This is a genomic window from Veillonella sp. S13053-19, from assembly GCF_002959835.1.
Taxonomy (GTDB): Bacteria; Bacillota; Negativicutes; order Veillonellales; family Veillonellaceae; genus Veillonella; species Veillonella rogosae.
Map to the genome: position 1 here is coordinate 162,086 of NZ_PPDA01000009.1, position 25,984 is coordinate 188,069.

The window sequence follows — 25,984 nt, forward strand, 5'->3', positions numbered from 1 at the left end:
AATATATTTTTATTTTGCAATATAATATACAGACATATAAAAGGCGACCTTCCAAGGAAGATCGCCTTTATTGTATCTAGTTATTATATTATCTATTAACTAAGATATATGTAACGCGGATAGGACCATGCGCACCATCTACAGTTACGAGCTCGATATCAGCCGTACGAGACGGACCGGAAATCAAGCAAATATTTGTAGGGAATTTGGACGGATCGTTGTGGTAACGTTCAGCTAAATGTTCCATAGTTTGTGTCATACGTGGGTTGATTGTATCAGTATATAATACAGCAACATGAGTTTCTGGCAACAAGCTGATTGCACGACCAGACTCTTCACAAGAGGCTTGTACTACAGTAGCTGTTTCAGCAATACCACAGAATGGGAATGTAATACCGATATCAGCATTAGCTGTGTTAGAAATATTTTCTTCACGACCTTTAGCTGGGTCCCATTGGAAGTACGTACGAACACCACCATTAGAAGCTGCGTCTTTTTCGAATAATTCTTTTAATTTATATTCTTCAACCTCAGAAGTGCTTGGGAAAATTACCTTACCATTACCACGTTCTTCGATAACAGCCATAATAGTTTCACCTAATTTATCAGGTGTAGTATCTACGAATTTTGTACCTACGCGTTCACATTGTTCTTTGAACATAGTGATAACTTGTTCGCGAGATAATTCTTTGAACATAGTTTCTTGAGGACCATGGCTATAATCAAAAGCCGGTACAGATGTAGGCACTTGATCACGGCCTAATGCACGAGATAAACGTGCAACAAATTGATTACGTTTAACTTCATCCATTATTTTTTCTCCTTTTTCTTGTTCTTTTCATGTTCAGCATATAAATCACGGAATTTCTTGAACTTCAATGTACCCATTTCTTTGGATTTAGTCCAGCCATTCATTACTGGAACAGCTTGAGTCCATGTAGGCATATTGCCTTCTTTGTTACTAATTAAGTTCATACCGATAGCGCCAGCTTTTGTACCAAGATCGAACAATGTGGAGTTGCCGAACATCTTAGCAGCTGCTGTGAAGATAGCTTCTTCAGCTTTTGGACGAGTTTTTTCGATGTCAGCCATAATGTGACGGTGTTCCATCAACAACTCATGCAATGGAATAGCTACTGGACAGTTTTCTGTACATGCGCCGCACAATGTAGAAGCGTATGGAAGGTCGCCTGCTACATCGTAACCTTTGAACAATGGTGTCAATACAGCACCCATTGGACCTGGATATACAGAGCCATAACCGTGACCAGAAACGTGACGGTATACAGGGCAGATATTCATACATGCACCACAACGGATACAACGAAGCATTTCTTGGAATGTACCACCCAAGATACCGGAACGACCGTTGTCGATGATGATGATATGAGTTTCTTCAGGACCATCAGCTTCACCAGCGCGAGCAGGACCAGTCATCATGGAGAAGTAGTTGGAAATTTTAGCACCTACTGCAGAGCGGTTCAACATTTCCATCATAACGTCAAGAGCTTTGAAGTTAGGAACGATACGCTCAGTACCTAAGAAGATTAATTGAGTCTTAGGAATGGAGCTTGCCATACGACCGTTACCTTCGTTGGAAACGATAGTACAAGTACCGGACTCAGCTACCGCAAAGTTACAACCGTTAACACCTACGTCAGCTTTCAAGAAGCGCTCACGTACATAACCACGTACGAAGTGAGTCATTTCTGTAGGGTTTTCAGTACCTGTGTAACCTAATTTTTCAGCGAAGATTTCGCGGATTTTGTTACGTTCAAAGTGAAGACCTGGTACTACGATGTGAGATGGTGGGCTTACTGCAGTTTGCAAAATAAATTCAGCCAAGTCAGTTTCGTTTACTTCGATACCAGCTTCTTCTAATACTTCGTTCAAACCAATTTCTTCAGTTAAGATAGTTTTGGATTTTACGATCATTTTTGCTTCGCGTTGACGAAGGATATCTAAAGCGATTTGAGTCGCTTCTTTATCGTCGAATGCAAAGTGAACTTTAGAACCAGCTTTTTCAGCGTTTTCAGCAAATTGGTTTACATAGTAATCCAAATGATTAAGTACGTGATCGCGAATTTCAGCTGCTTCAGCACGGAAATCTAACCATTCAGGAACATCCGCAACTACTGTATTACGTTTATCATAAAACACGTCTTGTGCTTTTTTGATGGCTGCTACTTTGAAATCGTCAGCCAAACATTCTTGTATACGTGTTTTATAGGGGCGATTGTCATATATAAGTGCCATGTCGTCTCCTCCTTAACGGCAGTTTAAGATTTCAGCAATATGCATTACTTTGATACGGCGATCGATTACGCCTTCTTTATGAAGACGATCAAGCATACCAGCGATGTTCATCAAGCACGCTTGGTCAGAACCGGAAATAACGTTAGCACCTGTGCTAGCAATTTCCAATGCTTTTTCGCGTGTCATAACTTCACTAATTTCAGGGTTTTTAACGGAGAAAGTACCGCCGAAACCACAGCAACGGTCTGCACGTGGTAATTCGATCAAGTTGATATCTTTAACGTTTTTAAGGAGTTTGAAAGGAGGCTCTTTAATGCCCATCAAACGAGTTACGTGGCAAGATGTGTGATATGTAACGGAGTCGTTGAAACGAGCGCCTACATCTTCTACACCTAATACGTCAGTAATGAATTGAGTGAACTCGTAAATTTTGCCGCTCAATCGTTCTGCACGTGCCAACCACTCAGGTTGATCTTTCAAGAAATGATGATATTCATCACGGATTGCAAATGCGCAAGAGCCGGACATGCTGACTACATATTCAGCGTTCTCGAAGCATTCGATTGTGTTCTTAATAGCGTCCATAGCCGCTTCATTGTAACCAGAGTTAGTGAACATTTGGCCACAACATACTTGTTTCTTAGGAACTACGAGCTCGCAGCCTAATCTTTCAAGTACTTCTACACCAGCCATGCCCACATGTGGGTAGAACATGTCAATCAAACACTGTTGGAAAAGATGAATTTTCATATTATCGTCCTCGTCTTTTCTAGTACTTAACCTAATAAAAAATTTTGATATGTATGCGTTATGGCAAGAATTCTAATGAAAGTTTTTCAATAATTTTCTGCCCGAAACATTACTTATGCCTTCAAATAAATATTCAAAAGCTTTATCGATATAATTATAAATTAATCCTATAGAAAATGTCCAAAGGATTGCTATATTCGTATGTACCCTTTTATTTCTTATATCGTTATGACTTTTTGTAATAATAAACATTGTTTTTTATCACATTCATTATTTTATTTATCAATTTTTCTTGTAAAAGCTATATAAAACCTAGATTTTGCGAATGTTTATCATTTTGCATTTTCAAAGGTCAAAAAACCTTATTTTTACCGTAATTCATCGTATTTTTACATAAATAGCAGTAGAATTTCAAATTCATGTAAATTTTATCCTTATATATTACATTTTCTTATAGTAGTGTATAAATTTAAAAAGTGTTATAATTTATTTTATATAAGTATAGTTTGAAAGGAGCCTTTTTCAATGAAACTAAATAAATTATCTTTGTCCTTGGCAATCACATTGGCCCTTGGTTCCACATTCGGCATGGCTCACGCTGAAACAACCGCGGCACATACAAAAGCAAAAACAACAACAGTAACAAATACACAAGCTAAAGCAACACCTGCGAAAGCTACAACTGCTAAAACAACTGCAAAAGCAGATACTAAGGTAGAAACTAAAGCTACAGAAGCTAAACCAGCTACAGCTGAAAAAGCTACTGAAGCAAAAGCAGAAGCTAAACCAGCAGCAAAAACAACAGAAACTAAAACAACAACTAAAGCTAAAGAAACATTGCCAGCAGGCGTGTACACAGATACTAAAGACAACTGGGCACGCGATGCGATCCAAGCGATGTCTCAAGCTGGTTACCTTTCCGGTTACTCTGACAATACTTTCAAACCTAGCGCTCAAATCACACGTGAACAAGCAGCTGCTATTTATGGTAAAGTGTTGCAACACAACTTAAACGAACAAGAATTAGCTGATATCGTAACTAAAGAATCCGCTACTTCCTACTCTGACGTAGAAGCAGATCGTTGGTCTAACTCCGCTATCAAATTGGTAAGCGCTGCAGGTGTTATGCAAGGCACATCTAAAACAGCTTTCACACCTAGCAAAACTATGAACCGTGAGGAGTTTGTTGCCTCCGCAGCTAGCTTAGCTAAAAAATTAAATATTACAACTCCTGTGAAAACAGAAAAAGTAACGTTTAAAGATGAAGATAGCATTTCTTTAGATTATGTAGCAGATATTAACTACATGGCAGAACGTGGTATCGTAGCATCTGGCGCAACAGAAAACTTTAATCCTAAACAACCTGTAACAAGAGCACAAGCGGCTACAATTTTGAACCGCATGCTTAACGGTGCTGGCCTTGCTACACCAAAACACGCTGCACCTGAAGCTAAAGCTGAAACAGCTGTAAAAGAAGATGCTAAAAAAGTAGAAAAAGCAGTTGAAAAAGATGCATCTAAAGTAAGTAAAGATGCAAAAAAAGATGTAGCTAAACTAGATAAAGACGCTAAAAAAGATGCTGCAAAAGCTGATAAAGCGGTAAAAGAAGATGCTAAGAAAGCAGAAAAAACTGCTAAAACTGATGCTAAAAAAGTAGAAAAAGACGTAAAACACAATAAAAATGAAGCAGTAGCTCAAAAAACTGAACCTACGCGCACAGTTCGCCCTGTTCGTCGCAGTACGTTAAAAGCACTTGATCAAAAACAACAATCCTCCTTGGAAGATAAAGTATTCGTAGAGTTAAATAAAACTTACAAAACTCCAGAAGCTTTCCAAGATTATGGTGTAATGTACTGGCGTGACAACCAATTACACGTAGCGTTGAAAACAGATAGCGATATTTCCACAGTAAAAGCTAACCTTGCTTCCCGTGGCGATTCCACTGTTAATAACTACGTTGTAGTTGAACCATCCCAATACAGCCAAACTGAATACGATGCAATCGATGCGAACTTCCGCAACTACTACAGCAAAAACGAAAAAGCTGGTACAATCTTAGCTACATTCCCTGATGTAGAAAACAACCAACTTTACGCTGTAGTATCCACTGCATCTAAAGATACTCAACAAGGAATCTCTAAATTATTCGGTTCCAAAGTAAAAATGACAGTAAAACGCTAATCGGCGTTACACTTAACCAGCCAAGGCAGCGTATACTCGATAGTATTACGCTGCTTTGTTGTATATCACTATGCATGTCCCTATTGACTATATTACGATGAGTATAGATTTTTATGCTGGTGAAAGTTTATATTCTACGGCTATCGAGCGTTAGCCTTTACCAAGATTAGGAAGGATTTTATGTACAAGAATACCCCTTACGCATTACATGCCCTCGTTTTAGGCACATTATTAGCTGCCACAGGCCTTGGTTTTGCCTCTGCCAATACAACAACTACGACTAATGCTCCTACAACTACAATTGAATCTACTAAAGCTGAATCTACTTTACAAGCCCCTACAGTTGGCTCCGCTAAAGCAGATACCTCTAATGTAGACGTTGATAAAGCAGAATCCTCTATAAAGGCAACACCTGTAGTTGTAAACAAATCTATTGGTACTCCGCAAGATATCCAAAAGATTCGCGCCCACATTTTTACAGATGTACCTAGCGATTTTTGGGCTGCAAACTCCATTAGTACTGTAACTAAAGCAAATCTAATGAAAGGTTACTCTGACGGCACATTCCGACCTAATCAACCTATGACACGTGAAGAAGTAGCAGCACTCTTCAACAACATTACTGATGATGGGACGGCAGCATTCTTATCTAGCAAATTTAAAGATATTACATCTGACCGTTGGTCTGCTCTTGCTATCGAGTCCGTAGCTCGCAAAAATATCATTAGCGGCTATGGTGACGAAACATATAAACCTGAAAAATATATGTCTCGTCAAGAATTTGCTGTAGTAGCAGATAACTACCTTCACTACTTAGGCTATACTACAGAGGATCCAACAGCCCTCGATAATATTGCTTACGGAGACCAAAAATTCGTAGCCCCTTGGGCTCAAGACGCAGTTCGTGAACTTGCATCTCTTGGTTTCACACTCTACACGCCAGGCACATTATTCAATCCTGAAAAATATATAACACGTGCAGAGGCTGCCGAGATTGCGTACCGCATGACACAAACGGAACAATCCCTTGCGTTCCACAACACATTGTTCAAACAACAAGTAGAAAATAAAACAGCTAAGATCATCAGCAAAGCTTTAAACTATGACAACGACTTCACAAAATTCCGTCAAGATGGTGCCCTCTTCTGGGAAGCAGGTCAATTACATGCGTCCTTAACAGATCAAAAGAAAGCTGACCTCGTTACTAACGCTATCGCACAAGCTCACGATCCACAGTTAGATAGAGCTGTAGTTGTATCCAAAGGTAAACTGACACAAGAACAACTAGAGGATTATCAATCCGATGCAATCTCCCTGTACCAAGAGAAGGAACCGCAAGGAAAAATTCTTTCCATCGCACCGAATACTGATACAAGTGCCCTTCTTATTACAGTTGATTCCATTCAAAAACCAACGCTAAAAGCATTCAAAAAGAAATTTGGTGAGAAAGTGTTCTTACAACTACCACCAGAACCACTTACAAACACAAATGGAGCAATTCAATTCCCATTGCCTCCACGGGTAAATTATTACAACGACAAACAATAATATAAGAAACCTTAAAAAGCCGTGTTTACACGGCTTTTTATTATGCTTCTAGGAATATATAAGACTAAGCTTACTAACTAATTTCTCTAAGTTTCCAATAAACTCTACTTATCAAGTAATCTATGCTAATTAGTTTAATCTAATTAGAACTTATATAAATTGTATGCAAAAAAAGAACCGCCCCAATGGGAGCGGTTCTTTTCACAATTAAACAGCTGTTACTATACACACAATCGAATTCACACGGCTCGATTATTATTTTGTTACATCATTTTGGCGGTCACGTAAGTTACCAACTGGTACATATACAGTGCCTGAACTGTGGATTGTATCCACGTCTTGTTGCAAGATCATTACAACGGAATAATCATCAGTTGTGTAGAACTCAGTCGGCATTTTGTCGATATTTACATCGCCGCCTAGTTTATCTTTCACTTCTTGATTATTATTAATAGCATTCACTAACTCTTTTTTGTTAAGACCACCGAGGTCATACAAGGATAATTGACGACCTGTTGTAGTATTAAACGTGAAGCCTTTTACATAGTTCACACCATTTGCATCGCGATCACGCATTGTGTATGTGTGAATCAATACGCTGAGAATGCCATTTTTATCTGTTTTAACATCGTAGTACATCACTACATTTGTTTTATCAGCTTCTTTAGCATTTAATTTCTCTACGTCATTTTGTACTTTAGCAACATATTTTTTAATAGTTGTATTGATTGCTTTTTCTACAGTTGGGCTAACGGATTTAACCTCTGGGAATACTAAGTCTAAATGATCTGTAGTGGATTCCACAGGAGATACTGCTACCTCTTTGCGGTCCATATAACGGTCCGCATTAGGTGATACCACCTCAACTGCATTGCGGTCAACTTTAGATACTACAGAGCGCAACACACGATTTTGCTCTGGAGTCGCAGTGCTAGAGATACGGTGTGTCAAATCATTACGGCTTACTTTATTCGTATCAGCTTGAGCCGCTTGCACTGTTGCAGTATCTTTAGTTACAGGAATTGCTTCGCTTGCTGCGAAGGATACTACTGGCAATGCAGCAGCCATCATGATGAGTACAGACTGTTTTAATTTCATTGTTTAACCTCTTATTGTTCTTGTTCGGCTTTCATAGCTAAAGCTTCTTCTTTATTGAATTTGTGTGTTACAACACGACGAACAAGGTAGAGACCAGAGAATGCAAATGCAAGCAATCCTAACCATTGTGCTGTGCTTTCAAAATCAGGACCTACTAATTCAAGTGGAGATTCACCGCCACCAGTTGTAACAGACAATACAATAATAACAGCTATGATTACACCAATCAAGCTTTCACCAACAATCAAACCAGAAGCGAAGAGAACGCCACGGCGGTTAGATTGTTCAACATCGTACTCAGCGAGTTCGCCAGCACGCATTTTAGCACGAGCTACTAGGTAACGGCCTACGAAGTAGCTAATGAAGGAACCTACGATGAGAGGCACTTCCAATGTTGGTGGTAAGTAGATACCCATACCAACTGCCAATGGAGGCAATGTTAAGGAAGCTGTTGTGCCTTTAAGAATCAAGTTAACGATGATTGCTACTACGCCAACACCAACGCCGATCAAGATGTAGTCCCATTCCATACTGGAGTTGAAGATACCTTGAGCGATTGTAGTCATCAAAGTTGCTTGAGGAGCGGATAATGCAGCATTAGGATCCATTTCAGCACGTGGTAACGCACCTGTGAAGCCATATGCTTGGTAAAGCAAGTTAAGAACTGGAGCAATTGCTACTGCACCGGCTACGGAACCAAGTAACAACGCAATTTGTTGACGCCAAGGTGTTGCACCAACGAGTTGACCAGTTTTCAAGTCTTGCAAGTTATCGTTAGAAATAGATGCAATTGCGATAACTACGGATGTCATGAAGATAGCCATAGCTGTAGCGAATTGAACACCTGCTTGTGTAGCGAACAAGTTATTTTCAGAAGCGATGAAGTACACCACTAAGGAAGAAATAATAGTCGCTAAGATACCGATACCGGAAATTGGAGATGCAGATGTACCGATAAGGCCTGCCATGTAACCACAAGCTGCAGCTACGAAGAAGCCGATTAATAAAGCTACTAAGATGCCTACTACAACAAGAGTCCACATTAAGCCAGCACTAATAGGTACTGCAGAAACGAATTCCCAGAATGTGAATACTAAACCAATAAGAATAACTGCGAACACGCCTAAAACGGATTTTGTGCTCATATCTGTATCCATGCGATGCAATTCGCGTTCAGAGGAACTGCTGTTCATGGATTGTACAGAAATTTTCATACCTTCGATAATAGGTTTGATCAAAGTAATCAAAGTCCAAATCGCTGCGATACCGATAGCACCAGCACCGATGAAACGAACTTTAGATTTCCAGATGCCCATTGCGAACTTAGCAGTAGCGCCACCATCTGGAGCAAACATGTTAGTGAAGTAAGGTACGAAGCCAGCCCACGCGATGAGTACACCAACGAGGATAGCGATACCAGACGCGATACCGATAAGGTAACCAGCACCTAACAACGCTGTAGAGAAGCCCAATGGAATTTGAGTAATACCTTTGCTACCTACAGGAAGCCAGAAGCTCATGCTATCGCCAAGCACTTTAAAGCCATTTGCACAAAGGCTGATAAGACCAGCTACAAAACCACCGGATAAGATGTCGCCCATACCAGAGCTAGATTGAGGGCCTTGATCACCATTGTGAGAGCCCACTTTCAAAATTTCTGCTGCTGCACGGCCTTCTGGATATGGTAGATCACTATTTACTACCATGGCACGACGCAATGGAATAGTGAATAACACACCTAGAGAACCACCGCATGCGCAGAGCAAGAATGTTTGCCAGAACGGGAAACCGTTCCAATACCCAAGCATGAGTAGACCTGGCAAGATAAAGATAATTGCGGACAAAGTACCGGCTGCTGAAGCCTGTGTTTGTACCATGTTGTTTTCAAGAACGTTAGAATCCTTGAAGAAACGTAAAATTGCCATTGAAATAATGGCTGCCGGAATGGATGACGAGAATGTCAAACCAACCTTCAAACCGAGGTATACGTTAGATGCTGTAAAAATTACAGTAATCAATGCACCAAGTAGCATCCCACGTATTGTCAGTTCCGGCAGATGAAGGTCATGGCTCATAAAGTCATGTTTCATAAGTACTTACCTCCTCTGTGAAACTAGAGCTTAAAACAATATAATAAGCTACTTCCATTTTAACGTGTTAAAGCGATGATTTCAATATATATGCGATATTTATAATGTATACATGTAAATAGATATAATTTATGCCCCTTATATGCATAAATCGCATATATAACTCCTTTCTATATGAAAATAGAAATCATTCTCTTTTATTCTGTACAAATATACAGGATTCTATATAATTAAATTACCGACATTAAGGTCGGCATGGCTTTTAAGGAGGTTGTAATTATGGAAACAAGAATTGAATATGATTCAATGGGACCAGTCGAAGTCGACGCTAGACGAATTTACGGACCTCAAACGCAACGCTCGTTCAATAATTTCAAGATCGGTGACCACCGCATCCCTATTGAACAAATCAAAGCGCTTGCGCTTGTCAAAAAAGCATGTGCTTTAACCAATGCAAAATGTGGCGCAGTAACTGAGGAAAAAGCGAAACTCATCGCTCAAGTAGTAGATGAGATCGTAGACGGTAAATGGGATGATGAATTCCCATTGACAGTATTCCAAACAGGTTCTGGCACACAAACTAACATGAATGTGAACGAGGTAATCGCTCACCGGGCTAAACAGTTAGATGAAAGCAACCCGCTTCATCCTAACGACGATGTAAACCGCGGCCAAAGTACAAACGATACATTCCCTACGGCAATGCATATCTGCGCGTACTTTGAAATTACAAAACGCGTAATTCCTGCATTGGACGGCCTTATCCAATCCTTTGAAAGATTGCAAGAAAAAGGAAAAGGCTTGCAAAAAGTTGGTCGTACACATCTACAAGATGCGACGTTCATCATGGTGGACCAAGAAATCAGCGCCTTTGTGGACGGCTTAAAAACTGCCAAAGCAATGCTCGTTCAAAACGCTGACCACCTACTCGACGTAGCCCTCGGTGGCACTGCTGTAGGTACTGGTGTAAACACACCTAAAGGCTATCTAGACGTTATGGAAACTGTATTGCCAGAGGTAACAGGTGCTCCATTCCGCGTGAAGAACAACAAATTCCAAGGGCTCGCCCTTAAAGATGCATTCATGATGGCTCACGGTGCACTCAATACGTTGGCGACTACATTATTCAAAATCGCTAATGACGTGCGTTTTTTAGGCTCTGGCCCTCGCTGTGGCTATGGCGAATGGCATCTTCCTGAAAACGAACCGGGCTCCTCCATCATGCCAGGCAAGGTAAATCCTACACAATGCGAAGCCTTGACCATGGTATGTGCCCAAGTATTCGGTCACAATACGACTATGACCCTCTGTGCAGGTAGCGGTGCGTTCCAATTGAACGTGTACATGCCTATCATGATCTATGATTTTGTTGAAAGCTGTCGCCTCCTCTCAGACGCTATGAACTCGTTCACAACACACTGCATCGACGGCGTAGAATTTGTACCTGAAAAACTCAACTTCTTCGTAGAACAATCCCTCATGATCGCCACATCCTTAACACCATACATCGGCTACGACAAGAGCGCTAAGGTCGTAAAAGAAGCGTACAAACGCGGTTGCTCTATCAAGGAAATTATTTTGGAAGAAAAACTTATGACTGAAGACGAATTTGCTGAAGCAGTTCGCATGAAATAAAATCTCTCTCATCTCTATGACATATATGTAACATCCTCTCATACCTCAAATGAACGGAATAAAAAACGCTACGGCAATGCCGTAGCGTTTTTTCTCTACAGGGGCTCATCCATATATAATTAATATTTGAGCGATGTAAAATGTATCAATATATTAACAAATCAAGATTAAATGTCAAAACTATTAGTACCCACATAAGCAATAAATAAATAGCTTGTCTAAAATATTGTTTCCTCACCTCAATATATTCACTGCGTTTCATCATCCCAGTAGTGTATGATCTGTATTCTAATAAATGGTTATGTATATTAAAAGCTAATAAAGCATCTAATAATATAACCCCTGACAAAACTCTTTCTATAATCGTAAACGTAGAATAAGTATCATCTAAAACAAATACGAGTAAAACAAAACCTAACGAGATCCATATATTAAAAAGACTCAACAAATTATACCAATCATAATCACGCCCCAATTCAATAGCCACAAGACCACATTTACGTAAAACTGCTAGAAAGAGTTTTAAAAAAGCATATAGAAAAAAAATCATAATTATCAAGGTTAATATGGGTTGTTTTAAAACTATATCCTCAACACTTGTTAATAAAAACATTTGTTATACAAACACCTCTCTATTAAACTCTATATTAGCTTATTAACTTTCAACAAAATTAGAGCAGACATTATGTAAGCAAAAACAAAAAGAACTACATACATCTGTTTTTTTCTAGCCCATTCATAATAGCGACTACGAGGTGGCTGTTTTAATAATACAGCTAACACAAAAACAGGCTGCAAGAACCACACTAATACAATTGGTACAGCGATGTAATCTAAGAAATAAAACATGCTAAACAACATAAACGGATATGTAATAATTGCCGACCAGGAAAGAACTTTCATAAAGCCATAATCAGAATTAGCAATTAAAGATACTAATAATGGTGAAAGCTTTTTCCTTAATAAGATTTTATAGATAAGCCAATATAAAGCAATCCACGAAAAAAGGATAGCTTCTAATACTAATGGTAAATGAATATGCACAAATGCTAACTCCTTTTACGTCTTAAATAGTTATAAATATAGTTCCATACTACATAGAACAAAAGTATTATGACATATGCGATTACAAAGAAATAAAAATCTAGTTCATCTTCAATTAACTCTGGATTTGTGACAAGACTATATGGAATACATATAAGTAACAAAAGTATCAAGCCTCGTACAAAATAATTATAGATTTTTAAAAACATATACTCACTCCAACCATAAAAGCTATATTTTCATAACATAATTAAAACTTTAGCTCTAATATCTCATAAGTTTTATAGCTATTAATACCATAAAAAATACAATTAGAAAAACATATGTCATATTGAATAGATTATTAATCTCCTTAACTCCATTTTTCTTAAATGCTTGTATTAATAGCTTTACTTGTTTACGACTTAATATATATAAAACTATGTGCAATACTATCCCCGCTAGTATTGCTGCTTTTAGATTTCCTTCGTATCCACCAGTTATCATTGCGCTAATAAGAGCTATATCCATAAGAATAATTGGAATGGTACATATAATAACTCTATAGATAAAAAATTTACTATACATTAATCTACACCTACAAAATAGCCCTACCATATCAAATGCTTCAATCTAATCAATCATTCAGTTACATATCATCCACAATAATATAGCTGTTATGAAATATAAATAATACCGAAAAACCTTTGCATTAGAATAGCTTTTTGAGGATTTAAGTTTAAATGTTGCAATGATCTCAACAATAACTAAGATACCCATATTTACATAGAGTAAACTAAGATAATCAACTAAATCGGGAATAAAAAATGTCTGCACCATAAGAAATAGACTGACTGGAATCCCTAAACCTAAGAAAAGACCATATAGATTAGGGAATTTCAACTCCATATTACTTTTTAAAATATAGAGTCTAAACAACCTATATAAATAATAAGCCAAAAGACCTACAGGTAATCCGATTTTATAAATAGACAACGGAATCATTTATTAATACACTCTCTTCTTTAAGCAACACAACTAAAAATTTTAACTCTAATATATCACAATTATTATATAAGTTCATATAATAAAAAGAGGTATTGTATTTTCATATACAATACCTCTTTTAGTTTGTACCCTATGTTTTTTCTAATATTTCACAAGGTTTATTGTCATTAACAGGATCAAAGATATGATAAAAACTAGCTGTTTCGTACTTAATAATTCATAGGTCTTGTCAAATGTATCATTCTCGAATGCTTGTATTATCAATTCTTCTTGTTTACTGAGTTCCAGGTATACATCTAAATGGCATCCAATGGCCACAAGTATTGCTATTTTAAGATATCCTTTATATATATCCGCAGTCATGGCGTGAATTAGAGAGATATCAAATAGCATAAGCACAACAATACATATAAGGATTTTATGGATAAAGGATATATTATACATGATTGTATCCCTATAATGAGCTCACCTTTTATTCTAAAGAGCTCACCTTTACTTCTAAGCTACTCCGTCAAAGAATGTAATGACTGTAATTTCTCGTGGGCAGTTAATACGGATTGGGAACCAGTGGCCTGTGCCGTTATTGACGTAGCACACGCTTTGTTCTTCAACGTAGCGGCCTTTTGTATATGGAGTGCCCGTTGGCACTACAGGAACGCCCATAAATACGATTTGACCGCCATGTGTATGACCAGAAAGGGTCAACGGGATCTTCTGTTCAATGGCTTCTTCAAAGAATTCAGGGTGATGAGCCAATAGGATAACAAAGGCGTAGTCTGGAATACCAGATAAAGCTTTAGCGATCATAGCTTCACGGCTATCTTTTTGTCGGCTGTTATCGTATGTAACACCTGCGAGATATACAGGTTGTTTGCCACCCATAATTTGAATATTACTATTCAAGAGGATATTCATTGGTGTATTTCGCTTGAAAGAATCAATCACTTTATTTACATCGTGATGGTACTCGTGATTGCCTAAGATGAAATCTACACCGTCAGGAATTTGTTTTGCGAAGGTCGTCAGTCTTTCACAGACCTCAGGCAACCATGCTAGTTTATCGATGAGATCCCCTGTGATAACGACACGATTAGGCTTTTGTAAAAGCGCCAATTTTAGGATTTCATCAAAGTCGTCTAAGTCGATGCTAGCCCCTACGTGAACGTCACTAAGTTGAACGATTTTATAGTCTTTTAGCCCTGGAGGCAAGTTCGTATAACCAAATTTTTCATTCGTAACTACTATCTCCTGTTGACCAGCAAAGGCAGCATAACTAGAGCCACCAATTGTGGCCAACGGCACTACGGTTGCAGCAGTTCTAAAGAAGGCACGGCGGCCCGTTCTGTTTTCCTCCAGCGTTTTGCTCCAAATCTTATTAACCGCCCAGTATAACAAACCGAGGACGATAAAGATGGGAATCGCCAAGAATAAGCCAAAGAGGAAACCGTAGCTTTCAGTACGGAACATATTCATCAGCGGATAGTATAACGTGCCGTATAGATCTACTTGGTGTAACAAGTAGTATCGGATGGATGCAAACCACGCGCTGATTAAGATGATATAGCCTACCCAAGCAGGCCATTTCTTTTTAGGCTTCCACAAGTTGAGGAATAGAGCCCAAAAGCCCACCAAACCTAATACTAGGATGGTGCCAAAAATTATATTAAATAGCATTCTCATTCATTGCTCCTACAAATTATTTTGCCATCTCCGTCAATTTACCATGAGGACCTGCCCAAGCATAGTCGGCGAACGCGTCGCGCTTGATGAGCATCCAGTCCTTCGGCAATTGATTTTGGATGGCTCCAATTGTTATATTTTTAGCATCTCCTACGTACGTCAAATCGCCGCGGAATGCTTTCATAAACCATTTTCTATGAGAGAAAATATGTGTTATTTCTTTTACTAATACAGGTTGTAAAGCTAGTTCAAAACCTAGGTCTTTAACTAATGATTCAAGGCCTCGTTCACCTTCGTCAAAGGCAGATACCATTTCCACCGAAGGGAATTCCCACATGGACCGTAACAACCCACGATTCGGGCGTTTGTGCAATAGATAATAGTCTTCGTATTGCAAGATACCTACGAATAGAGGTACCTCTACTACCTTCGTTTTCTTGATACGCACAGGTAATTTGTCTGTATCCTTATGTTGGTATGCTTCACACATATTTACAATAGGGCATTCTCCACAGCGCGGAGTTTTTGGAATGCACACAGCAGAGCCAAAATCCATTAAGGCTTGGTTAAAATCGCCAGGTCGATCATGAGGTAATGTTTCCTCTACAATAGTAGTTATGGCCTTCTTACCTTTAGTGCTCAAAATATCATCAAAGATGCGATATAAACGAGCGTAAATGCGCAGCACATTGCCATCTACAGCTACCTCTGGTTCGTTGTACGCCATGGATAGCACAGCTCCAGCTGTATAAGATCCTACGCCCTTCAAGGACTCCATAGTCTTGCGGTCACGGGGCACAATACCACCGTAGTTTTCCACGACGTCCTTTACGCCAAGGCGCAAGTTACGAGCACGGCTATAGTAACCAAGCCCCTGCCAAGCGTGAACCACCTCATCCTCAGAGGCCTTTGCTAGTTCCTCCAAGGTTGGAAATAAACGCATCCAATTGTCATAATAGGGCTTCATCGCCTCAATGCGCGTCTGCTGGCTCATCACCTCAGACACCCAAATCTTATAAGGGTCTCCACAATCGCGCCACGGCAATTCCCGTTTATGCACATCATACCACGCCAACAGCTGTGGCACCCACTTAGGGTTCTTTTTATCAGTCATATTACCTCAAAATATTATAAACTTAGGACTCTAGTACCACCTTCATGACTACAGGCATATTGCATACATATTGCAGCCAATACGGTGTACTTATCCGTTAATATACAGATCAATGCGCGCCAAGTGTTCGCTTTCAAGAACAGTATCCACAGTGGTTAGTTCCATCTTATCTACCGTACTGTTGTCTCGGTCAAACACGATAGGACCTTTTAACTTCTTGCCTTCTAGCAGCATTGGCAACCATTGGCGGTCACCATCCCACATGTGCTCATAGGGAATTTCATCGATCGTTAGCCAATGAGGTTCCATTTCGTCTGTTTCCTCTACATTGCCTGTGAAAGTACGCAAAAAGTACACATAACCTACATGGGTTAAGCTTTCATCAAAAGGAAATTGAAAATCAAAGGCAGCCACACATTCTAAATCTTCGGGGCAACCATGAAGGCCAGATTCCTCAAATAATTCGCGAATAGCACAGTGGCGGAAACTTTCACCAGCCTCGAGTTTACCGCCAAAGCCATTATATTTATCAGCCCCAAAACCACGTTTCTTACGACCTAGTAATATACGATTTTGTTCATCAATAGGAAATACGAGCGTAGTCGGTTTCATAGGGCCTCCTTAATCGTTAAAATAACACTATATTATTATACCATTATTTCGTGTGCGAATGCGCTAGTTGTGGTATCATTAAGAGGATAGATTTTCGTGCATGGAAGGAGGCACATAATGAACAAACCACTTAGATTTAATATTGAATTAGGGCGCACAAAACCCGTCAATATTCGCGATGAACAAGTGCGTTGCCCCTTCTGTGACCGTTCAAAGTTAACGGACATCCTCGATACATCAGGCCATATTATTTGGCTTATGAACAAATACCCTGTGCTAGAAAAAACTTGGCCTACGGTTATCATCGAAACGGAAACCGATGAAGGCGAGTTTTCTACCTTACCTGCTGACGAAGCAGCACACATTCTGCAATTCGGCCTCGATAAGTGGCGTGAAACTCGGCAGCGCAAGGAGTTTAAATCCGTACTATTCTTTAAAAACCATGGCTATATGTCTGGCGGCTCCATTCGCCATCCACACAGCCAAATCATCGGTCTAGAAAATTACGATTACCACAAGGATATTACGGCTCAAAACATGGAAGGCTGGCTCTTACACGAGGATCAGCATGTACGCATTACCTTGTCTACTCATCCCATAATTGGGTTCTTTGAGTACAACATTCGGTTCAAACCAGATACGCCAGTTCGTCCTGTAGCCATTCGATTACAACAAGTTTTGCGCTATGTGTTGCACACCCTTTCTAACCTTAGCCAGTCCTACAATTATTTCTTTTATAATCTCGAGGACGGCTATGACTACATCAAGGTGGTGGCTCGTTATGTAACGACTCCTCTCTACGTGGGCTACAAAATTCCACAAACCTGTGACGAAGAACGGGCTGCTAAAATCATGCGCGATATTGCACCTTATTTACAGGCTACTAAATAGTTATAAGCTACTAGTTAGGTCTCACATTACTATATTGTGAACATATATAATATTAATCGCATATAATTTTGAACATCTATGATTTTAACCATAGATAATTGAAAGGATTTTTATGAAAGTATTTGCCATCGGCGATCTCCATCTATCTGGCAATCCTCCGACGAAGCCGATGGATATTTTTGGTCCCCACTGGGATAATCATTGGGCCCGCATCAAAGAGCATTGGGCTAACAATGTAACAGATGATGACATCGTCTTTCTCGTAGGCGATATGAGCTGGGCACTCCGCCTCGACGAAGCAGCTTGCGATTTACAAGAAATCGCATCCATGCCCGGTAAAAAATATATGATTCGCGGTAACCACGACTATTGGTGGGCATCAGCAAACAAGATGCGCAACCTCATGGGTGACGCTATTACCTTTTTACAAGGTCATGGCACAGCAGAGCTCATTCAAACAGAAGAAGGCCCTCGCATCATCGCTTTTGGTGGAACCCGCGCCTACCTCTGCCCTGGTGATTCCCATTTCTCACCGGAAACAGACCAATCTATTTACGAAAGAGAATTGATGCGCACCGAAGCAGCATTACAAGAAATGGATGCGGCTGTGCAAACACTCCTAGAAAAACTCACTGCTGAAGCAAAGGTTAATGCAACAGTTTCTGATAAGACCTATCTATCAGCAATAGATATACACAACATAGCAGTAACAAAACTGTTATTGTTGCACTACCCTCCATTTAACGAGTCCAATGCCCCTTCCGGCTTTACAGACCTTATGGAGCAATACAAAGTAGATACTTGTATCTTTGGTCATTTACACGATCAAATTTCCTTTAAGCGTATTCCAAAGGAATTTGGCTCCACTAAACTAGAGCTAGTATCTGCAGACTATCTAGACTTTACACTAAAACAAATCATGTAAGGAGAGACTATGAGTCGCATTCATAAAGAGCATTTACAAGCGGGCTACATCTTTGGTGATACTATTAACCAAGAATATATTTACTTGCCCTCTGGTGAGGTAGGCACAGACCATCCTTTGGCGGTCCTCGAAACGCCGACAAAGCGCGAAGATATCACCTTGGACGAAGCGGTCCACATGATTGATACGCTTACGCTAAAACGCTGTAGCCACCCTACACTGGGGAAAAAATCATTTTAATAATATAATGACGGGTTATAGGACAAAACGTGTTGGTTTTATAGGGGATGGAGCCAGTAAATTACTGCTTCCATCGCCATTTTAAGTTCTTTTGATAAACTTAGAGGGTGGACAAAATGTGTTGGTAAAAAGTCCCAAACCCCTTGATTTTACTGGCTTCAATAAGGTTATATCTTCTTAGAAAATCGTGTTCTAAGTGGAGGGAATAATCATGCTGGTAAGATGTATAAATTGTGGATTTTCTTGTCAAAAATATGGGAAAACTAAAGCTGGATCACAACGATGGCATTGTAAGCAGTGTAACATCACCTTTACACAAACTATTGATAATACTACTAAATGTTTTCATCGATTTCTAAATTGGTTATTTAGTAAAGAAACACAACAGGACATGCCTGGGCAGGGCCGTACATTTCGTAGACAGATAGCTGATTTCTGGCAAATATGGCCTATGCCGCCCAAAATTGAAACCTCGAGAGATGTGGTATTCGTTGATGGTATTTACTTAGCTAAAAAAGCTTGTATTTTGATCTGTTATGATGGTGAATATGTATTAGGGTGGTATTTATGTAGGTCAGAACAGTCTCGCTCATGGCAAGCTCTTATGCAGCGAATAGCGACACCCATTGTGGTCGTTTCTGATGGTGGACCTGGTCTTAGAAAAGCATTAAAAAAAGTTTGGCGTACCGCCAAGCTTCAACGTTGTATTGTTCATGCCGTATGGCAAGTGCATCGCTACACTACTAGACGACCTAAGACGTTAGCAGGCATTATGTTAAAAGATTTAGCAAGCGATTTATATAGTGTAAAAACACAGGAAGATGCACAAATATGGATTCAACGATTATTTAATTGGAGAGTGACTTTTAAAGAGTTTCTAAGTGAAATGACACGTGATAGTAATGATAATTTAAGAGCTACGCATGAACGCTTATTAAAAGCCTATAACTCTCTAGTGGTGTTAATTAATACAGAGACAATGTTTCGATATTTAGATGAAACATTGGTGTTAGATAAAGAATGTCCGAGGACTAATAACCCTATTGAAGGTGGGGTAAACGCACAACTCAGACGTTTATTGCGGTACCATCGAGGGATGTCTGTAGAAAAACGCATAAAAGCGGTCTTTTGGTGGTGTTATTTACACTCACCAAGACCGCTTCCTGCAAAAGAAATACTTAAGGTAATGCCAACTGATGCGAGTATTTCTAAAATATATAGATCTATGAATGAAAGAGCCCAACTTCAAGGCATAATTCCAACTTGGGGGGATGCCATTTCTTGGGGTGATTTGCATAACTATGACAAATTATCTTTCAATGATTGGGATTAAAGTACCAACACGTTTTGTCCTATAACCCATAATGACACTAACAAATTAAGCGGGTAGATATCTACCCGCTTTTTGTATAGATTTATACAATTTTTAGATGTTCCATAAAAGGATTATCCTAAGAAACCACCATGGCCCATTCGAATACAATCTTCTTTTGTGATTTCATCGTCTGCAACGAGACGTGGCACGATTTCGTCAAAGGCAGTTGGTTTGCTGAACAATACGCCCCCTGGAACGCCAAGAATTGGTGTACCGTCCGCACAGTACGCAATGCAAACCATGGATCCTGGCAATACAGGCAAACCATAAGTTACTACGCGATCTGCATAGCGTTTAATGGCACCCGGTGTTAAATCGTCAGGATCAACGCTCATGCCGCCTGTACAGAAGATAATGTCGGCACCAGCTGCTTTTACCTTGTCGATAGCCGCCACGATATCGTCTGTATTGTCCGTTACGATTTCATGAGCCACTTTTGTGACCCCAAATTCTGCGCAACGTTCTTCAATAATAGGGGTGAAAGCATCTTTAATGCGACCTTCAAATACTTCGGAGCCAGTAGTAACGATGCCCATTGTTTTGCGCACGAATGGTTTTACATGAAGTAAAGGCTCCCCATTAGCAATTTTCTTAGCATCCTCTACTTGTTGTTCCTCTAATAATAAAGGAATACAACGCATGCCTGCTAATTTATCGCCTGCTTTCACAGGTGTATTATTAAATCTCGTTACAATAGTAAGCTCACCAATGCTGTTGATAGCATGTAAGCGTTCCACATCGACCTTGAATAAGCCATCTACGTCTGCAATGGCTTCGATTTTACCTTGTGCCATTGGGCCTTCGTGCATGTTTTCGCCACCTGCCATACGATACAAAGCGCGGGCTACGTCCTCTTCGTGCAAGAAGCCTTCATCTTCAGGTTCCATAACGAAGATATGCTCTTTGCCAAGGTCTAATAATTTAGGAATATCCTCTTCTGTAATAACATGACCACGGCGGAAGGGCGTATCTTTCACCTCGCCGATAACGATGCGAACTAAATCGTGTAATAATGCATGCCCTACGGCATCTTGTGTTCTAATAGATTTCATAATATGTCCCTCTATAATCTGGAATTCTATCTAAATCTCTTACTAAACAATCATATAAAAATCGATGTATTTACGCTGTAACTCAAGTCACCTTATTCGCCTAGATTAGATAGCACAGAATATACGCGCCAATAATACACCAAGCCAGCAAAGAATTAATCCGCCTACAACTTGTAGAACGCCATAGAATAAGGCTTGTACATAGGACTCAGCCATCATAAGTTGCAGCATTTCAAAGGCAAAGGTAGAAAATGTAGTGAAAGCTCCAAGGCCACCAACAACGAGCAAGAATCTGGCCCATTGTGGTAAATCTGGCTTTTGCATGTAGAGGCCTAACACGAGGCCAATGATGAGACAACCGATAAGGTTTACTACGACCGTACCATACGGAAAGGAGCTGACCTTTGTCATCACCCATTCGCCAAGAGCCATGCGGCATAAAGCTCCGATAGCTCCACCGAGGGCAACGGCTATGTATTTTTCCATAAAGCCTCCTCTATTTATAACAACATACTACCTGCTTTGGTTACAGCACTAAAGCATATAGGTAGTAAGACTTTCACAATTCGTGTAATTATCTGTAATAACCGATAATTATCTAGTTTTCTATATTAGTCAATCGCCAACAGTCTCAGTATACTATATTTAGAGAGTCGGGAAAAGGAAGGAGTCCCTATGAACCCCTCAACAGCACCATTGACCGAACTGCGGATTAATGCGTACGAAGATCCATTTTTACAACATCAATACGTATGTTTAGGCCATAAAATCGCCAATATCCGCGTATCTCTAAATATGTCTCAATATGAGTTAGCCCACCACATTGGCATCAGCCGCAGTTATTTAAGCAAACTAGAGTGTGGCACGGGTATTTCTGGCATGTCCTTAGAGATTTTATTTAAAATCGCTCAAGCTTTTCAAATCGACGTAGCACAACTAGTGCGGCTGCGCATCGTTGACTATAAAAACTGCAATGCGCACCTAACATCTCATTATAAAAGGTTAGAATTTCTAAACCATACCAAAAAACAAACCGTTAACCACTTACGCAAAAAAACTCAAGTTAATTAGTTATCTTAGATTAACTAGTTAACTAAATCAACTAAAAAAGCTCCGCTATGAGCGGAGCCTTTTATGTCATTATGCCTATGAGCACGTTAGACATTATACTTCATTAAGTTTTTTGTGTTGCACTTCAGCATTTGCTTTTTTGAAGATAAATGCATTGTTGATGTGCTGACGCATAGCCGCCTCTGCGGCTGCTTCGTCATGACGTTCGATAGCATCTACGATTTGATCATGTTCATCATCGCAATCATGTGTACGAACCGCATTGAAGGAGCTGATGTACATGTCTCGATTAACGCGTTCACGGAAGCTTGCCAAGTAGTCTACAATGCGTTCATTACCAGAGTAATGTGCGATCATTGTGTGGAAACGGCTGTTAACCTCAACGCGTTCTGTAGCATCTTCTATTTCATGCATTTCTTTACAAATATCTCGCAATTCTTTAATTTGTTCGTCTGTAGCATGACGTGCACATAGTCTTGAACCAAGACCTTCCATTACTTCGCGCACTTGATATAATGCAATGATTTCCTCTGGAGTGTCTGCTTTTACAGTAACACCTTTCCAAGGAACGATAACTACGAGGTTATCTTTAGCCAATTTACGGAATGCTTCACGTACAGGTGTAGCACTCACTTGTAACTGTTCTGCAATTTTTACTTCGTTTAGCTTTTCTTGAGGCATCAATTCGCCTGTTAAAATCGCTGTTTTTAATGTTAAATATACTTGTTCGCTAAGTGGCAATCTTTCAATAGAGTCCACTGCGGACAAATTGTATCTATCTTTAGAATCTTGTCTTCCCATAACTATCTCCCAAAACTTAATACTCGTCCTATCTTTCACACTTTCAAAGAACGGCTAAAATGAGTATAATAATATATTATACGACATATTTTTATAGAATATGTCGCACACAATATTTAATACAGTGTATACAAAATAATTATAAAACTCATATCTAAAACTGTCAATCTAGCAATCTAACAATAGATACTAGCTATATCTTATTTTTGAAAGTAAGGAAGTACACTATGAGCCGTTGTTTGGTTATCATCAATCCTGTATCAGGGGGCGGGGCGGCACGCCGGTATGCCCTCGACTTACAATGGAAATTGAGCACCTTATTCGAAACGATTGAGGTCAAATTCACCACCGGTGAAGGCGATGCAACACGTTTTGCTAAAGATGCTTGCGAACGCGGGTTCGATGCAGTATTTTGCATGGGTGGTGATGGTACTGTTAACGAAACTGTTAATGGCATTGCTCAAGGGGGATTCAAATCTACCTTTGGCTTTATCCCAGTTGGTACTGTTAACGATATGTCTCGTGCACTTGGGATTCACCAAAATCCAGCACAAGCGATCAAACGCATCGACATCAATGAAACGAGAACAATTGATATAGGCCGCTGCAACGACAAATATTTCTGTAATAATATCGCAGCAGGTGTTATCCCTAAAGTAGTAGAAGAGGTTACGCCAAAAGAGAAAAGCATACTTGGCCCTCTCGCCTACTTCTTGCGTGCAGGCCAAGCGTTATTTACTACTAAAGACTATACATACCGCATCAAAACTGAGAACGATGATTTTATCTGTAAATCTCCGCTCGTTTTAGCATTGCTTACCAATGTAGTATCTAGTTTTGAACGGTTTATGCCTGAAGCCTCGGTAGATGACGGCTACATGCGTATCATCATCTTCAAAGAATACTTTATTCTCGATATTCTCAGCGTAATACCGCTCATCATTAGTGGTGCCATTTATAACTCTCGGTATACAACTACCTTAACTGTGAGTAAAGCATCCATCGAGCTCTTATCTAATGTTGACGATTTAGCAACCAATATGGATGGCGATCCAGGTCCATCTATGCCCGTAGATATCGAAGTATTACCACGGGTACTAAAAGTATTTGCCCCATCCAAACATAAAAAGAAAAAAGCTTTGAATTTGCCTAAACTACCGCATATAGACCTGTAAGACGCAATCTTGATAATTGATTTTAGTTATATATATACAGTTAACACAAAAGTTATACATACAGTTAACACAAAAGCTCCCTATCCAAGGATAGAGGGTTATAGGACAAAACGTGTTGGTTTTATAGGGGATGGAGCCAGTAAATTACTGCTTCCATCGCCATTTTAAGTTCTTTTGATAAACTTAGAGGGTGGACAAAATGTGTTGGTAAAAAGTCCCAAACCCCTTGATTTTACTGGCTTCAATAAGGTTATATCTTCTTAGAAAATCGTGTTCTAAGTGGAGGGAATAATCATGCTGGTAAGATGTATAAATTGTGGATTTTCTTGTCAAAAATATGGGAAAACTAAAGCTGGATCACAACGATGGCATTGTAAGCAGTGTAACATCACCTTTACACAAACTATTGATAATACTACTAAATGTTTTCATCGATTTCTAAATTGGTTATTTAGTAAAGAAACACAACAGGACATGCCTGGGCAGGGCCGTACATTTCGTAGACAGATAGCTGATTTCTGGCAAATATGGCCTATGCCGCCCAAAATTGAAACCTCGAGAGATGTGGTATTCGTTGATGGTATTTACTTAGCTAAAAAAGCTTGTATTTTGATCTGTTATGATGGTGAATATGTATTAGGGTGGTATTTATGTAGGTCAGAACAGTCTCGCTCATGGCAAGCTCTTATGCAGCGAATAGCGACACCCATTGTGGTCGTTTCTGATGGTGGACCTGGTCTTAGAAAAGCATTAAAAAAAGTTTGGCGTACCGCCAAGCTTCAACGTTGTATTGTTCATGCCGTATGGCAAGTGCATCGCTACACTACTAGACGACCTAAGACGTTAGCAGGCATTATGTTAAAAGATTTAGCAAGCGATTTATATAGTGTAAAAACACAGGAAGATGCACAAATATGGATTCAACGATTATTTAATTGGAGAGTGACTTTTAAAGAGTTTCTAAGTGAAATGACACGTGATAGTAATGATAATTTAAGAGCTACGCATGAACGCTTATTAAAAGCCTATAACTCTCTAGTGGTGTTAATTAATACAGAGACAATGTTTCGATATTTAGATGAAACATTGGTGTTAGATAAAGAATGTCCGAGGACTAATAACCCTATTGAAGGTGGGGTAAACGCACAACTCAGACGTTTATTGCGGTACCATCGAGGGATGTCTGTAGAAAAACGCATAAAAGCGGTCTTTTGGTGGTGTTATTTACACTCACCAAGACCGCTTCCTGCAAAAGAAATACTTAAGGTAATGCCAACTGATGCGAGTATTTCTAAAATATATAGATCTATGAATGAAAGAGCCCAACTTCAAGGCATAATTCCAACTTGGGGGGATGCCATTTCTTGGGGTGATTTGCATAACTATGACAAATTATCTTTCAATGATTGGGATTAAAGTACCAACACGTTTTGTCCTATAACCCAGGATAGAGAGCTTT

23 protein-coding genes are annotated in these 25,984 nt (G+C 39.5%); 10 read left to right on the plus strand and 13 right to left on the minus strand.

The window, feature by feature from the left end; translation table 11 throughout:
• Window positions 1-88 precede the first annotated feature (88 nt).
• The 3 genes from VEHSUH06_RS06125 to VEHSUH06_RS06135 are packed head-to-tail and all read right to left on the minus strand — an operon-like array spanning window position 89 to window position 3,006.
• Window positions 89-811, minus strand: coding sequence for a lactate utilization protein C (locus VEHSUH06_RS06125; RefSeq protein ID WP_105098169.1), 723 nt, complete (start codon window positions 809-811; stop codon window positions 89-91).
• Window positions 811-2,256 carry a LutB/LldF family L-lactate oxidation iron-sulfur protein gene (locus VEHSUH06_RS06130; protein ID WP_105098170.1) on the minus strand — a complete coding sequence of 482 codons (1,446 nt, stop codon included), beginning with the start codon at window positions 2,254-2,256 and terminating at the stop codon, window positions 811-813. Before VEHSUH06_RS06130 ends, VEHSUH06_RS06125 begins: the two co-directional genes overlap by 1 nt.
• Before the next feature lie 12 nt (window positions 2,257-2,268).
• Window positions 2,269-3,006 (minus strand): (Fe-S)-binding protein, encoded by a 738-nt coding sequence (locus tag VEHSUH06_RS06135; protein WP_105098171.1) that lies wholly within the window; start codon window positions 3,004-3,006, stop codon window positions 2,269-2,271.
• A 525-nt stretch (window positions 3,007-3,531) separates the two neighbouring features.
• Here VEHSUH06_RS06135 and VEHSUH06_RS06140 point away from each other — a divergent pair.
• Both VEHSUH06_RS06140 and VEHSUH06_RS06145 read left to right on the plus strand, forming a co-directional pair.
• Window positions 3,532-5,187: an S-layer homology domain-containing protein gene (locus tag VEHSUH06_RS06140; protein ID WP_105098172.1), complete on the plus strand. Its 1,656-nt coding sequence runs from the start codon at window positions 3,532-3,534 to the stop codon at window positions 5,185-5,187.
• Window positions 5,188-5,367: 180 nt separating this feature from the next.
• Entirely contained in the window at window positions 5,368-6,735 is a 1,368-nt protein-coding gene (locus tag VEHSUH06_RS06145; RefSeq protein ID WP_105098173.1) for an S-layer homology domain-containing protein, read from the plus strand.
• Window positions 6,736-6,990: 255 nt separating this feature from the next.
• Here the strand turns inward: VEHSUH06_RS06145 and VEHSUH06_RS06150 are convergent, their stop codons facing one another.
• Entirely contained in the window at window positions 6,991-7,833 is an 843-nt protein-coding gene (locus VEHSUH06_RS06150) for a hypothetical protein (protein ID WP_105098174.1), read from the minus strand.
• Between the two features lie 11 nt (window positions 7,834-7,844).
• Window positions 7,845-9,923 carry an OPT family oligopeptide transporter gene (locus tag VEHSUH06_RS06155; RefSeq protein ID WP_105098175.1) on the minus strand — a complete coding sequence of 693 codons (2,079 nt, stop codon included), beginning with the start codon at window positions 9,921-9,923 and terminating at the stop codon, window positions 7,845-7,847.
• A gap of 279 nt (window positions 9,924-10,202) precedes the next feature.
• On the opposite strand from VEHSUH06_RS06155, the gene VEHSUH06_RS06160 reads away from it, so the two are divergent.
• On the plus strand, window positions 10,203-11,558 hold the full coding sequence (locus tag VEHSUH06_RS06160; protein ID WP_105098176.1) for a lyase family protein: 1,356 nt from the start codon (window positions 10,203-10,205) through the stop codon (window positions 11,556-11,558).
• Between the two features lie 145 nt (window positions 11,559-11,703).
• Here the strand turns inward: VEHSUH06_RS06160 and VEHSUH06_RS06165 are convergent, their stop codons facing one another.
• From VEHSUH06_RS06165 to VEHSUH06_RS06205, 5 genes are all read right to left on the minus strand, one after another.
• Entirely contained in the window at window positions 11,704-12,171 is a 468-nt protein-coding gene (locus VEHSUH06_RS06165) for a hypothetical protein (protein ID WP_105098177.1), read from the minus strand.
• A gap of 29 nt (window positions 12,172-12,200) precedes the next feature.
• Window positions 12,201-12,602 carry a hypothetical protein gene (locus VEHSUH06_RS06170; protein WP_105098178.1) on the minus strand — a complete coding sequence of 134 codons (402 nt, stop codon included), beginning with the start codon at window positions 12,600-12,602 and terminating at the stop codon, window positions 12,201-12,203.
• Between the two features lie 1,485 nt (window positions 12,603-14,087).
• Window positions 14,088-15,269, minus strand: coding sequence for a metallophosphoesterase (locus VEHSUH06_RS06195; RefSeq protein WP_105098183.1), 1,182 nt, complete (start codon window positions 15,267-15,269; stop codon window positions 14,088-14,090).
• Between the two features lie 16 nt (window positions 15,270-15,285).
• Window positions 15,286-16,383: an A/G-specific adenine glycosylase gene (gene mutY, locus VEHSUH06_RS06200; RefSeq protein ID WP_105098184.1), complete on the minus strand. Its 1,098-nt coding sequence runs from the start codon at window positions 16,381-16,383 to the stop codon at window positions 15,286-15,288.
• Between the two features lie 90 nt (window positions 16,384-16,473).
• Window positions 16,474-16,995, minus strand: a complete 522-nt coding sequence (locus tag VEHSUH06_RS06205) for an 8-oxo-dGTP diphosphatase (protein ID WP_009352447.1) — start codon at window positions 16,993-16,995, stop codon at window positions 16,474-16,476.
• Between the two features lie 117 nt (window positions 16,996-17,112).
• Here VEHSUH06_RS06205 and VEHSUH06_RS06210 point away from each other — a divergent pair, with 117 nt between their 5' ends.
• The 4 genes from VEHSUH06_RS06210 to VEHSUH06_RS06225 all read left to right on the plus strand — a co-directional run bounded on the left by VEHSUH06_RS06210 (window position 17,113) and on the right by VEHSUH06_RS06225 (window position 20,384).
• Window positions 17,113-17,886, plus strand: coding sequence for a DUF4931 domain-containing protein (locus tag VEHSUH06_RS06210; protein WP_105098185.1), 774 nt, complete (start codon window positions 17,113-17,115; stop codon window positions 17,884-17,886).
• Window positions 17,887-17,998: 112 nt separating this feature from the next.
• Window positions 17,999-18,811, plus strand: coding sequence for a metallophosphoesterase (locus VEHSUH06_RS06215; protein WP_105098186.1), 813 nt, complete (start codon window positions 17,999-18,001; stop codon window positions 18,809-18,811).
• Window positions 18,812-18,820: 9 nt separating this feature from the next.
• Complete coding sequence (locus VEHSUH06_RS06220) at window positions 18,821-19,051, plus strand: hypothetical protein (RefSeq protein ID WP_005385164.1); 231 nt, start codon at window positions 18,821-18,823, stop codon at window positions 19,049-19,051.
• A gap of 211 nt (window positions 19,052-19,262) precedes the next feature.
• Window positions 19,263-20,384 carry an IS256-like element ISVat2 family transposase gene (locus VEHSUH06_RS06225; protein WP_105097717.1) on the plus strand — a complete coding sequence of 374 codons (1,122 nt, stop codon included), beginning with the start codon at window positions 19,263-19,265 and terminating at the stop codon, window positions 20,382-20,384.
• 113 nt (window positions 20,385-20,497) lie between these two features.
• Here VEHSUH06_RS06225 and VEHSUH06_RS06230 read toward each other — a convergent pair whose 3' ends face one another.
• The gene (locus tag VEHSUH06_RS06230; RefSeq protein WP_105098187.1) at window positions 20,498-21,478 is read right to left on the minus strand and encodes a molybdopterin-binding protein; all 981 of its coding nucleotides are present in this window, start codon (window positions 21,476-21,478) and stop codon (window positions 20,498-20,500) included.
• 105 nt (window positions 21,479-21,583) lie between these two features.
• Window positions 21,584-21,964, minus strand: a complete 381-nt coding sequence (crcB, locus tag VEHSUH06_RS06235; RefSeq protein WP_105098188.1) for a fluoride efflux transporter CrcB — start codon at window positions 21,962-21,964, stop codon at window positions 21,584-21,586.
• A gap of 189 nt (window positions 21,965-22,153) precedes the next feature.
• Here crcB and VEHSUH06_RS06240 point away from each other — a divergent pair, with 189 nt between their 5' ends.
• Window positions 22,154-22,549, plus strand: a complete 396-nt coding sequence (locus VEHSUH06_RS06240; RefSeq protein WP_105098189.1) for a helix-turn-helix domain-containing protein — start codon at window positions 22,154-22,156, stop codon at window positions 22,547-22,549.
• Between the two features lie 93 nt (window positions 22,550-22,642).
• Here the strand turns inward: VEHSUH06_RS06240 and VEHSUH06_RS06245 are convergent, their stop codons facing one another.
• A complete protein-coding gene (locus VEHSUH06_RS06245; RefSeq protein ID WP_105098190.1) occupies window positions 22,643-23,350 on the minus strand; it encodes a GntR family transcriptional regulator in 708 nt (235 codons plus the stop codon).
• Between the two features lie 227 nt (window positions 23,351-23,577).
• On the opposite strand from VEHSUH06_RS06245, the gene VEHSUH06_RS06250 reads away from it, so the two are divergent.
• Window positions 23,578-24,525 (plus strand): diacylglycerol kinase family protein, encoded by a 948-nt coding sequence (locus VEHSUH06_RS06250; RefSeq protein WP_105098191.1) that lies wholly within the window; start codon window positions 23,578-23,580, stop codon window positions 24,523-24,525.
• A gap of 294 nt (window positions 24,526-24,819) precedes the next feature.
• Complete coding sequence (locus VEHSUH06_RS06255; RefSeq protein WP_105097717.1) at window positions 24,820-25,941, plus strand: IS256-like element ISVat2 family transposase; 1,122 nt, start codon at window positions 24,820-24,822, stop codon at window positions 25,939-25,941.
• Window positions 25,942-25,984: the final 43 nt, after the last annotated feature.